General features: G+C 68.2%; 10 protein-coding genes. 4 read left to right on the top strand and 6 right to left on the bottom strand.

The annotated features are described in order from the left end of the window. Positions 1–12 precede the first annotated feature (12 nt). Complete coding sequence (locus tag KF889_08755) at positions 13–2,295, bottom strand: peptidase domain-containing ABC transporter (protein ID MBX3499520.1); 2,283 nt, start codon at positions 2,293–2,295, stop codon at positions 13–15. A 411-nt stretch (positions 2,296–2,706) separates the two neighbouring features. On the opposite strand from KF889_08755, the gene KF889_08750 reads away from it, so the two are divergent. From KF889_08750 to KF889_08735, 4 genes are all read left to right on the top strand, one after another. Further along, on the top strand, positions 2,707–3,774 hold the full coding sequence (locus KF889_08750) for a hypothetical protein (protein MBX3499519.1): 1,068 nt from the start codon (positions 2,707–2,709) through the stop codon (positions 3,772–3,774). A 39-nt stretch (positions 3,775–3,813) separates the two neighbouring features. Beyond that, on the top strand, positions 3,814–5,175 hold the full coding sequence (locus KF889_08745) for an outer membrane beta-barrel protein (protein MBX3499518.1): 1,362 nt from the start codon (positions 3,814–3,816) through the stop codon (positions 5,173–5,175). A gap of 39 nt (positions 5,176–5,214) precedes the next feature. After that, positions 5,215–5,802: a polysaccharide biosynthesis/export family protein gene (locus KF889_08740; protein MBX3499517.1), complete on the top strand. Its 588-nt coding sequence runs from the start codon at positions 5,215–5,217 to the stop codon at positions 5,800–5,802. 216 nt (positions 5,803–6,018) lie between these two features. Further along, on the top strand, positions 6,019–7,107 hold the full coding sequence (locus KF889_08735; GenBank protein MBX3499516.1) for a hypothetical protein: 1,089 nt from the start codon (positions 6,019–6,021) through the stop codon (positions 7,105–7,107). Positions 7,108–7,253: 146 nt separating this feature from the next. Here KF889_08735 and KF889_08730 read toward each other — a convergent pair whose 3' ends face one another. Genes KF889_08730 through fabA form a run of 5 tightly spaced genes read right to left on the bottom strand, consistent with a single transcriptional unit; the run spans position 7,254 to position 11,919 of the window. Beyond that, complete coding sequence (locus KF889_08730) at positions 7,254–7,841, bottom strand: ActR/PrrA/RegA family redox response regulator transcription factor (GenBank protein ID MBX3499515.1); 588 nt, start codon at positions 7,839–7,841, stop codon at positions 7,254–7,256. 55 nt (positions 7,842–7,896) lie between these two features. Next, entirely contained in the window at positions 7,897–9,282 is a 1,386-nt protein-coding gene (locus KF889_08725) for an ActS/PrrB/RegB family redox-sensitive histidine kinase (protein ID MBX3499514.1), read from the bottom strand. 39 nt (positions 9,283–9,321) lie between these two features. After that, the gene (locus KF889_08720) at positions 9,322–10,119 is read right to left on the bottom strand and encodes an enoyl-ACP reductase (protein ID MBX3499513.1); all 798 of its coding nucleotides are present in this window, start codon (positions 10,117–10,119) and stop codon (positions 9,322–9,324) included. 59 nt (positions 10,120–10,178) lie between these two features. Continuing rightward, positions 10,179–11,402 (bottom strand): beta-ketoacyl-ACP synthase I, encoded by a 1,224-nt coding sequence (gene fabB / locus KF889_08715; GenBank protein MBX3499512.1) that lies wholly within the window; start codon positions 11,400–11,402, stop codon positions 10,179–10,181. A gap of 1 nt (position 11,403) precedes the next feature. Then, on the bottom strand, positions 11,404–11,919 hold the full coding sequence (fabA, locus tag KF889_08710; protein ID MBX3499511.1) for a 3-hydroxyacyl-[acyl-carrier-protein] dehydratase FabA: 516 nt from the start codon (positions 11,917–11,919) through the stop codon (positions 11,404–11,406). Positions 11,920–11,968: the final 49 nt, after the last annotated feature.

The raw sequence follows: 11,968 nt of genomic DNA, 5'->3' as shown, positions 1-11,968 counted from the left end.
GCGCGATCCTCCTCAGCCGCCGGCCAGCGGGCCGCCGCTGGCGACCAGGCTGGCGACGTTGGAGCCTGGGCTCATCGGCGAGGGGGCGCCGGGCTGGGCGCGGCTGGCCTCGGCCATGCGGATGCGGGCATAGGCCATCACCTCGGTCGGTGGGCCGATGCGCTCGATGCGGCCGTCGATCACCAGCGCCACCTTGTCGGCGATGGCGAGCGGCGCCAGGCGGTGCGTGACCATGACGATGGTGCGGCCGCGCGCGTTGGTGCGCAACGTGCGCAGCAGCTGCTCCTCGGTCGCCGGATCGAGCGCGCTGGTCGCCTCGTCGAGCACGATAATACGGGGATTGCGGATAAGGGCGCGGGCGATGCACAGCAGCTGCTTCTGGCCCTGCGAGAGGCCGCCGCCGCGTTCGCTCAGCACGGTATTGTAGCCCTGCGGCAGCTTCTGGATGAAGTTGTGGGCGCCGACGAACTTGGCGACGGCGACGATGCGACCGGGATCCTTGTCGGCGACGCCCATGGCGATGTTCTCGCGCACCGTGCCGGAGAACAGCTGCACGTCCTGCGGCACGGCACCGGTCTGCGCGCGCAACTGCGCCGGCGAGATATGCGCGATGTCGGTGCGGTCGACCAGCACGCGGCCCGACGTCGGCGTGTAGAGACCCTGCAGCAGGTTGGAGATCGTCGTCTTGCCCGAGCCCGAGGGGCCGATGATGCCGATCACCGTGCCGGGCTCGATGCGCAGGTCGATCTCGTGCAGGATCGGCGGGCCGTCGTCGTAGCGGAACGAGACGCGCTCGAAGACGATCTCGCCCTGCAGCGGCGGCATCGGCGCCAGCTGGCCGGGCTCGATCTCGGGCGCCACCTGCATCATCTCGTCGATGCGCGCGAAGGCGGCGCGCACCGCCTGCAGCGTATGCCAGGCCGAGATCACCTGGCGCATCGGCGCCAGCGCGCGGCCGGCCAGCATGTTGACGGCGATCAGCGCGCCGATGCTCATCAGCTGATTGGTGATCTCCCAGGTGCCGATCAGGATGACGCCCAGCGAGACGAACATCTGCAGCGCACCGGTGAAGGAGCCGACGACGTTGGCCAGGTTGTTGGCCTTGAAGCTGGTCCAGGCCGAGCGCGCGACGCGCTCGCGCCAGCGCCGCTCGATCTCGCTCTCCAGTCCCAGCGCCTTGATCGTGCCGGCGTTGTTGACGGTCTCGTTGAGCGCCGAGCCCTTGGCCGCCAGCGCGTTGAAGTTCTCGTCGATGTAGCGCTTCTGGGCGCGATGCGTGAGCAGCGAGATGCCGATGAACACCGGGATCATCAGGGTGACGAAGACGCCGATGATGGTGTTGATCAGGTAGATCGCGGTCAGATAGATGAAAACGAAGCCCAGATCGATGATCAGGGCCGGCATCTGGCCGGTGAAGAAGGCGCGCAGCGTGTCGAGCTGGCGCAGCCGCTCGGCGATCACGCCCGATGGCGTCTTCTCGAAATGCTGGTAGGGCAGGTGCACGAGATGGCGCACGACCTCGCCCGACATCAGCGCGTCGATGCGCGCGCCGGTGTTGCTCGAGATGTAGCCGCGGAGGATGCGCAACAGGGTGTCGAAGGCGTAGACGACGGACATGCCGACGATCAGCACGACCATCGTCGTCGCCAGCGTGTCGGGGCTGCCCTGGCCGATGACCTTGTTGAAGATCACCATCATGAAGAGCGGCGTGGCCAGCGCCAGGATGTTGATGGCGCAGGACGACACCAGCAGCTCGCCCAGCACCGGCCGGACGCGCTCGTAGAGCAGCGCCTTCCAGTCGCGCCTGCGTGCCTCGCGCGGCACTTCCTTGAGCACGATGGCCCGGCCGGTGAGCCCGGCGATGGTGCGCGCGTCGAGCGTGCGCACCTTGCCCTCGACGACATCGAGAGCGGTGAAGTGCTCGCCGTCGCGCGCGGTCACCACCATCGACGGCGCGTTGCCGGGGCCGACCAGAATGAAGGGCGTCGGCAGACGCGCGAGCGTCGCGGCATCCGTCGTCACCGGCGCTGCCTTGAAGCCGAGGCGGGAGCAGGCGAGGAGCACGGTCGGCTCGTCGAGGCCGTGCTCGGGGATCGGGCAGAGCGCCCGCAGTTCCGCCTCGCTGACCGGGCGGCCCATCTGCTGGGCGACATAAAGCACGCAGCGCAGCAGGGTATCGATGCGGCGTCCCGGCCGCGGGTCCGCCGCGGGCAGCTCGCCCGGCGCGGGGCTGACCGGCTGCGCCGAATCTGCTGCGTCCGGGGGATGGCCGTGCGATCTGTCAGGCGGAGCCATATGCGCAAGCAACCTCAGCGACGCGGTGGGACGGGCTACCGAACGGTGCCGGCCACCAGCGCGCCCGCGCTATTCCCGGTATCCGTGCAACTTCCTGTCACGGTACCATGCGCCTGTCGCAGGGACCATTGCCGAATAGTCCATTGTGGCAAGAAATCCGTCTAATATCAATAGCCTGCGGAATCACCCTGAAGCTGCATGAACGGTCTGATTTCGACTGAACGCGACGAGGAGTCGCAGACGGAAGGCGCATCACGTCAGATTGACGATTTTTCGACGATCGATCCCGTTTCGTTCAGGGTCTCGTACCGCGACGTGCAAAAATCTGTGTTACTCGGAATGCTGGTTTGCTATAAGGACTAGGAATCGTTTGGCGAATTTTGTCCAAAAGAATTTTCAGGAAGCGATTTCATGGGTACCTCCTTCCGCCACATTCTCCCGGGTTGGCTCACCGCGCTGCTGGTGCCGGCTCTGCTGTGCGGTACCGCTGCTGCGCAGTCACCGCAGCTTGTCGATCGCATCGCCCGCAATGACGGCGACTGGCGGTCGCAGGTCCGCGACTACCTGATCGGCAATACTGGCGCGGGCGATCGGACCCAGATCACGGACCGTGCAGTTCAGCTGATCAAGACCTTGCACGAGCGCTGCCGCAGTGGTGGCTGCGGCGCGGCGGGCAGCCCGGGCACGCCCGGCGGCCCAGGCGGTCTTGCAGCGGCCGTGCAGGATGTCGCCAAGATCGCCAGCGGCGCGGTCTGCGCGGCCTATCCGATCGACACGGTCTGCGTCCGCCGCTGGACGGTGCCGCGCAACATCCAGGCGTTCGATTTCGATCCGCCGCGCGCCCCGGTCTATCCCGGCATGATCCCGATTCGTCCGGGCGACTCGCGCATCACCGGCGGTGAGCGCGGTGTACGCTATAACGACGCCTATCCAGCCTCCGGCGACTCGCTGCTGGACGTGCGCTCCTTCCGCGTGCCGGCGCCCAATGGCCTGCTGCGCGTCTCGCTGATCAGCGGCAAGCGGCCTCTGGCGCAGGCGCTGTCCTCGCCATTCGGGCGCACGTTGACCGCCAACGGCCTGCCCTACGACATCGTCGCCGCCGGTCCCGATCGCTGGATCCCTCGCGGCGCGCTGGCGACCGGCACGCCTGACCAGGTCTTCGTCGCCAACAACATCCTGCCCGGCAGCGCACCCTCGATCATCTTCGAGGTCGAGAATACCCAGGGCGTGCTCGAGCTTGTCTTTCCGCAGGGCGCCGAGCTGGGCGCGGTGCTGATCGAGCCGGCCAACCTGCCCTCGACGCTGGTGCTCGATTCGACGGCGCGCGGCAGCGGCGTGCTGTCCAATGATACCTGCCTGCGCGAGCGCGAGAGGCTCGATCGCGAGCTGGCTGCCCTGCCGCAGTCGGCGCCGCCGCCGCGCAACGTGCCGCCGCCGCCGCCCCCGCCGCCGCCTCCGCCGCCCGTGAGCAAGAGCTAAGCCATGTGCTCGACATCCCGGCTCTTGCGCGGTCTTTCGATGACCTCGGGCACCGCAGCCGTCGCCTTTGGCCTCGCGGCAGCGATGTGGATCGCCACTGCGGTGGCGCAGACGACGACCACCACCACTACGACGCAGCCCGGCACGCAGCCGGCTACGCAACCGGGCGTGCGACCCGGCACGCCTCAGCCGACGGCGCCCGGCGCCCGCACCACGTCAGCGGGTCGGGCCCAGGAACTGTCGGCGCGCGAGGCCTCGGTGCTGCGCGGGCCGCGCAGCGACCAGCTCGAGGGTCTCCTGGTCGGCAGCTTCATCGTCCATCCGCGCCTGGCCCTGGATGTCGAATACGACGACAACATCTTCCGCACGAACACCAATCGCGTCAGCGACTTTGTGTTCCGGGTGCGTCCCGGCGTGACCGTCGACAGCGATTGGGACGAGCACGCCTTTCAGTTCTATGCCCTGGGTGAGCTGGCGCGACTGGCCTCCAACAGCAGCGAGAACTACGAGGCCTTCCAGGTCGGTGCGCGCGGTCGCTTCGACATCAATGATGAACTGGCAGTCAATGGCGAGGCCGAATTCGCGCGCATCCGGCTTGGCCGCGGCCAGCCGGGCTCGGTCGGTCCGGGCATAAATTCGGTGGTGCATCAGTTCACCACCGGCCTGTCGGTCACCTACAACGGCGATCCGCTCTACGTCCGCTTCGGGCCGCGCTTCCAGCGTGTGACGTATGTCCAGGGCGACGGCGGCATCAACCAGGACTACAACAGCTTCGAGTTCGGCGGCCGTATCGGCTACAAGATCACGCCGGAACTGTCCGTATTCATCGACCCGTCGTATCAGTGGGTGCGCTACGACCAGCAGACCGATCCCTTCGGCTTCCAGCGCAATTCACATGGCTTCGACATTCGCGCCGGCGTCGCCTACGACATCACGCAGACGATCACGGCGGAACTTGGCCTCGGCTATTTCCGCCGCAAGTTCAGCGATCCGCGCCTGGCGCCGATCTCCGGCCTGTCGGCGCTCGCCCGCCTGTACTGGAACCCGACCGACACGATCTCGATCGAGCTGGAGGGCCGCCGCGGCGTCACTGAATACCGCACGGCGCTGGCCGGCGTCGCCTCGGGCAACGCCGTCAACACCGGGGTGCAGCTTCGCGTCGGCTACCTGCCGATCGACGAGGTGCTGTTCGACGCCGGCTTCGCCTGGCAGCAATACGACTACGCCAGCCCGCTCACGCGCACCGACAACTATTACACCTTCGACATCGGGGCGAAGTACTTCATCATTCCGCAGGTCTTCGTCGGGCCGCGCTATATCCACGAACGCCGCAACTCCAGCGTTGCGGGCTTCAACTACAACGACAACCGCTACATGCTGACGCTTGGCGGACAACTGTGATACCGTCCCGCGCGGAGTAGAGAACCGCTGTGGGATGGTATGATCGTGACAAGCTTCTTCCGTCCTCTATTGACAATGTTGCTGTGCGGCCTCGTGGCTTTCGCGGTGAGCGCGTGCGAGTCCTCGAGCGGCGGCGGCCCCGGCAAGCCCGCGCCCGACAGGCTGGGTGCGGTCGGCGGCATGGATTACAAGCTGGGAGTCGGCGACAAGGTCAAGGTTGTAGTGCTGGGCCAATCCGACCTCGGGGGCGACCTTGAGGTCGATGCCGGAGGCAAGATCGTCGTCGCGCTGATCGGTGAGGTCTCGGCGGCCGGCCGCACGGTCGGCGAGGTGCAGGACGAGATCCGCGCCAAGTTCTCCCAGGGCATCCTGCGCGAACCCAGGGTGACTGTGCAGGTCGTGGGCTATCGGCCCGTGACCGTGCTTGGTCAGGTCCGCCAGCCGGGCCGCTATCCTTTCGCCTCGGGCCTGGATGTACGCGGTGCGGCCGCGATGGCCGGCGGCTACGAGCGTCGCGCCAGCGTCGATAGCGCCATCATCTTCCGCGGCGGGGAGAAGCTCGAGGGTAAGGCCGACACGCCCTTGCTGCCGGGCGATACCGTCGACATCCCGCGCAAGTTCTTCTGATCGATCCAACCCCCTTCGCGACCGACGGGCCGGCAGTTTGCCGGCCCGTTGTCGTTTTGGCCGCTCCGAAACGGACCCTGAATCGCCGCAAGGGATGAAGAGTCGAGATATAGTGCGCTGAAATATAAGGACTTTTGTGTTCAACGACTATGACATTGCAATTTCTCAGCAAAATCAATAAGATGAATCCTGATATTGAAGTGAATTTTGAGCCAAATGCGATTCTCTGCCCTTTTCCTGGCCTGCTCCACCCTTGTCGCCGTTGCTGTCGACGCTGCTGCGCAATCGCCGCAGATCGCTGCCGCGACAGCGGACGGCGAGATCCGCGACATCGTCGAGGGCGCGGCGCGCAACGATGCCGGCTGGCGCCAGCAGGCCGACGAATTCATCCGCGGCGAGCACACGCCGACCTTCGGCAATCGCACCCACGCGCGCGACCGTGCGATCCGCCTGCTCGAGGCGATCGACGAGCGCTGCCGCAATGGCGAATGCCAGACCGGCCGCCAAACGCTGGGCGCGGCGTCCGTGGCCCAGTCGCCGTCGCACGACGTGGCACGCATGGCGAGGACCAACGTCTGCTCGGCCTATCCGATCGCCGCCACCGGTGTGAAGCGCTGGAACGTGCCGGCCGGCTCGCTGGCCTTCGACTTCCAGCCGCGCGGTACCCAGCCCTCGGCGGGCGCCATCCCCATCGTGCCCGGCGACGGCCGCCTGATGGGCGGCTCGCGCGGCGAGCGCTATGCGGACGGCTATGTACTGACCGGCGACTCGCTGCACGAGGTGCGCGGCTTCAAGACGCCGGTGCCGCCGGGTCGTCTGCGCGTCATCCTGCTCGGCTCGACCCAGCAGCGCGCCCTGGCGATGCGCCTGCCCTTCGGTGCGAGCCTCGAGGTCAACGGCCGCGTGCTCGAAGTGCTGGGCGTGGCGCCCAATCGCTGGCTGCAGCGCGGCGTTCTGAGCGGCAGCGACCGTGCCGAGGCGACAGCGGCGGCCAATCTGCTGCCAGGCAGCGCGCCGGCGATCGTCTTCGAGACCGACAGCGCTCGTGGCCAGCTGACGCTCGGCTTCCCCGCCGGCATCGAGGTCGGCGCCGTGATCGTCGAGCCGGCCGACCAGCCCTCGTCCTTCGTGCTCGACGCCGCTGCGCCGGGTGCCGTGGCTTCCGACTCGATCTGCCTGCAGGAGCAAGAGAGGATTGACCGCGCGCTGGCCGGGCTGCCCTCGGGCCGCGTGACGCAGACGCGCACACCGACTGGCGAGGTCACGCCCAAGCCGTCGAGCCCGACATCGCTCAGCCCGAGTTGACGGGCGCGGCCCGTCATCCTGAGCGCAGCGAAGGATCCAGCGATCAAAGGCACTGATGACGGCGGCGCCGGACAATCCCGGCGCCCTTGTCGCTTGTCCGCGATGCCGCAAGGTCCTTCGCTGCGCTCAGGACGACGACGGAAAACCTACTGTTCGCGGGGCGCGTGCTTGCCGAGGATTCGCTGCAGCGTACGGCGATGCATGTTGAGCCGCCGCGCCGTTTCCGAGACGTTGCGATCGCACTGCTCGAAGACACGCTGGATGTGCTCCCAGCGCACGCGGTCGGCCGACATCGGATTGGAGGGCGGCGGCGGCAGCTTCTTGCCGTGCGCGACAAGCGCCTGCTCGATGGCATCGGCATCGGCCGGCTTCGACAGGTAGTCGACTGCGCCCTCCTTCACCGCCGCGACCGCGGTGGCGATGTTGCCATAGCCGGTGAGCACGACGATGCGCATGTCGGGTCGCGCCTTGCGCAGCGGGCCGACGATCTCCAGCCCATTGCCGTCGCCCAGCCGCAGGTCGACCACCGCGTAGGCCGGCGGCGTCGCCGCCTGGGCAAGCGCCTCGGCCACCGAGCCGACGGCGGTGACGACATAGCCACGCTGCTCCATGGCGCGGGCCAGCCGGGTGCGGAACGCCAGATCGTCGTCGGCGATCAACAGACTGCGCTCTAAGTCGTCCCCGGCATCCGCCGCTGTTGCGGCCGCGCCGGGCTTGTCGTCGCGGTTGGCCACGATGCTTCCCCTGCTACGCTCTCAAACGCTGCCGTCGAGCGAATGCCCGCAGCCCTTAAGTAGACCGGAACACCGGGTTCTTCCAGCGCGCCGTGACCCGGGCGCCGCCACCCGCGGATTGCGGGCGGTTATTGAAACGGACGGTGGCGCCCGTCCGTTCCAGCAAGGTCTTGGCGATGAACACGCCCAGGCCCATGTGGCCGTCTGTGCCATCGCGCGTTGACAGAAATGGGGCGCCCAGCTCGTCCAGCAAGGTGTCCGGGAAGCCCGGCCCGTCATCCTCGACCGCGATCTCGACCCAGGCCGCGGTCCAGCGCGTGGTGATCAGCACTGTCGATTTGGCGAAGCCGCAGGCGTTCTGGACTAAATTGCCGACACCCTGCAAGAACTCTGGGCCGCGCACCATGACGGGCGCCACCTGCGGTGCGGAGGGCGCCGCCGGCGTCGCCTCGAAGGCGATCCTGACCTTGCCGTCGTTCCAGGGTTCGGCGGCGGCTTCGACCAGCGCCGGCACGGGCACCACGGTGTAGGCGTCCGACACGTCGCCCACCGGATCTACGCTCAGCCGCGTGAGGATGGTCCGGCACCGCTCGACCTGGTCTACCACCAGGTCGACGTCCTCGCGCAGCGGGTCGTCCGGCTCGACCTCGCGCTGCATTTCGCGGCTCACCACGGAGATCGTCGACAGCGGGCTGCCCAGTTCGTGGGCCGCCGCCGCCGCCAACGCGCCCAGCGCCGAGATGCGCTGCTCGTGCGCCAAGGTCGCGGCCACGGCGGCCAGTGCATCGCCCATCCGCCGGCTCTCGTCGGCCAGCCGCCATGTGTAGAGCGCGATCAGCGCGATCGACAAGGTCACGGCCAGCCACACCGCGGTGACGAAGATCGGCGGCAGCACCGGCGGCGGGCCGTCCCAGGGCAGCGGCAGGTGGAACAGCGTGATCAGTCCGGCGCAGAGCACGGTGAGTCCGCTGAGCACCGCCACGCTGCCGCGCGAGAGGTTCGAGCCGGCAACGGCGACGGGCGCCAGCAGCAGCAGCACGAAGGGATTGGAGATGCCGCCGGTGAGATAGAGCAGCAAGCTGAGCTGCAGCACGTCGAAGCCGAGGAAGACCGCCGCCTCGCGGTCGCGCAATTGCGTGCTGGTCGGCCGGCCGATCTCGAAGATCAGGTTGAGCAGCGCCGACATGCCGATGGCGCCGAACACCCACAGCACCGGCATCTTGAAGCCCAGGCCCCAATGCACCGTGCCCGCGGTCACCGCCTGGCCGGCGACGGCGATCCAGCGGATCTGCACCAGCGAGCGCAGGCGCACGCCGCTGCGTCCCTCAAGGAAGGATGTCGCCTCGTCGAAGCTCGGCCGCGTGCGCCGCGCGGCGGATGCCGCCGGGGCAGCCGCCGCCGGCGCGGGGTGCGCCGGCATGATCGCCTCGCTGTCGCTCACCTCAGCACATCCCGGGCCGTTCTCGCGCGGCCCCGTCGCCTATTCCTCGCCGTTGCCGCCGGCAGCCGCGGAAGGCGGCGCCATGCCCATCACGTGATAGCCCGAGTCGACGTGGTGCACTTCGCCGGTAACGCCGGCCGACAGATCCGACAGCAGATAGAGCGCGGCGCCGCCGACATCGGCCTGGTCGATGTTGCGGCGGAGCGGCGCCACCTCGCGCGTCGTGCGATAGACGTAGCGGCCATCGCCGATCACCGCGGCGGCGAGCGTGCGCATCGGACCCGCGGAGATGGCGTTGACGCGGATCCTGTGCGGGCCGAGGTCGGCCGCGAGGTAGCGCACGCTGGCCTCGAGCGCGGCCTTGGCGACGCCCATCACGTTGTAGCTCGGCATCACGTGACGCGCACCGCTGTAGGTGAGCGTGATCAGGCTGCCGCCGTTGGTCATCAGGGGCTGCGCGCGCCGCGCCAGGTCGGTGAGCGAGAAGCAGGAGATGGTCAGGCTGCGCTGGAAATTGGCGCGGCTGGTGTCGACGTAGCGGCCCTTGAGCTCGTCCTTGTCGGAATAGGCGATGGCGTGCACGAGGAAGTCGAGCCGGCCCCACTCCTTCTTCAGGGTCTCGAACAGCTGGTCGAGACTGGCATCGTCCTCGACATCGGCCGGTAGCACGAGCTTGGCGCCGAGCTTGCCGACCAGCGGCTTGACCCGCTGGCCGAACACGTCGCCCTGGTAGGTGAAGGCGAGTTCCGCACCCGCGGCGTGGCAGGCCTTGGCGATGCCCCAGGCGATCGAGCGGTCGTTGGCCACGCCCATGATCAGGCCGCGGCGGCCGGTCATCAGGCCCGAGGCCCTGCCCGCGGCGTCCGCCGCCGATGCGCCACTGACCGAATCGGGGCTCATGCGCCGACCCTCTGAAACAGCAGCACCGCGTTGGTGCCGCCAAAGCCGAAGCTGTTGGACATCACGCGCTCGAGTCCCGCGTCGTCGACGCGCGCGCGCGCGATCGGGTAGTCGCCGACTCCGGGATCGAGATTGTCGATGTTGATCGAGGGCGCGATGAAGTCGTGCTGCAGCATCAGGAGCGTGTAGATCGCCTCGTGCGCGCCGGTGGCGCCCTGGCTGTGGCCGGTCATCGACTTGGTCGAGCTCACCGTCGGCAGGCGGTCCTTGAAGACCTCGCGGATAGCGTCGAGCTCGGTGATGTCGCCCACCGGCGTGCTGGTGCCGTGCGTGTTGATGTAGTCGACCGGGCGGTTGTGGCCCGAGCCGCCCAGCGCCATGCGCATGCAGCGCACCGCGCCCTCGCCCGAGGGCGCCACCATGTCGGCGCCGTCTGCGGTGGCGCCGTAGCCGACGATCTCGCCGTACATCTTCGCGCCGCGCGCGCGGGCGCGCTCGTAGTCCTCGAGCACGACGATGCCGCCGCCGCCGGAGATCACGAAGCCGTCGCGGTCCTTGTCGTAGGCGCGCGAGGCGCGCGTCGGCTGCTCATTGAAGCCCGCGGACATCGCCGGCATGGCGTCGAACAGCACCGACAGGCGCCAGTCGAGCTCCTCGCCGCCGCCGGCGAAGGCGACGTCGGCCTTGCCCAGCAGAATGGTCTCGTAGGCATTGCCGATGCAGTGCGCCGAGGTCGAGCAGGCGGAGCTGATCGAGTAGCTGGGGCCGCGCACGCCGAAGGCCGTGCCGAGATTGGCCGACACCGTGCTCGACATCGCCTTGGGCACGACGAACGGGCCGACGCGCTTGGGGCCTTTCTCGCGCGCCGTGTCGGCGGCCTCGACGATCGCCTTGGTGCTGGGACCGCCGGAGCCGGCGATCAGTGCCGTGCGCTCGGACTTGATGGTGGCCTCGTCGAGGCCGGCGTCGGCGATGGCTTCCTTCATCGCCAGCCAGGCGAAGGCGGCGCCGTCGCCCATGAAACGGCGCAGGCGGCGGTCGACCACTTTCTCGACGTCGACCTTCAAGGTGCCGGCGACCTGGCTGCGGAAGCCGCGCTCCTTGTACTCGGGCACGAACTCGATGCCCGAGCGGCCGGCCTTCAGGCTCTCGGTGACCTCGGCGGCGTTGCTGCCGATGCTCGAGACGATGCCCAGGCCGGTGACGACGACGCGGCGCATCTCAGCCCGCCGCCTGCGGCTGGAACAAGCCGACCTTCATGTCGCTGACCTCGAAGGCCGGTTGCCCGTCGGCTTCGAGCACGCCATCGGCGACGCCGAGCACGAGCTTGCGCAGAAAGACGCGCTTCATGCTGACGCGGTAGGTCACGCGCTTGATCGAGGGCGTCACCATGCCGGTGAACTTGACCTCGCCGACGCCCAGCGCGCGGCCCTTGCCCGGCGCCTTCAGCCAGCCGAGGAAGAAGCCGACCATCTGCCACATGGCGTCGAGGCCGAGGCAGCCCGGCATCACCGGATCGCCCTGGAAGTGCACCGGGAAGAACCAGAGGTCGGGCTTGACGTCGAGCTCGGCGACGATCTCGCCCTTGCCGTACTTGCCGCCCTTGTCGTCGATATGGACGATGCGGTCGAACATCAGCATCGGCGGCAGCGGAAGCTGCGCGTTGCCGGGGCCGAAGAGCAGGCCCTTGGCACACCTGATCAGGTCGTCGTAGCCGTAGCTGTTCTTGGTAACGATCGCGTCCACGTCGATCTCGCGCTGGTCTTTGGGAATCGCTGCCGGGATC

It is taken from the genome of Alphaproteobacteria bacterium (genome assembly GCA_019635875.1).
GTDB lineage: Bacteria > Pseudomonadota > Alphaproteobacteria > Reyranellales > Reyranellaceae > JAFAZJ01.
This window is presented reverse-complemented; position numbering and strand designations above follow the sequence as displayed.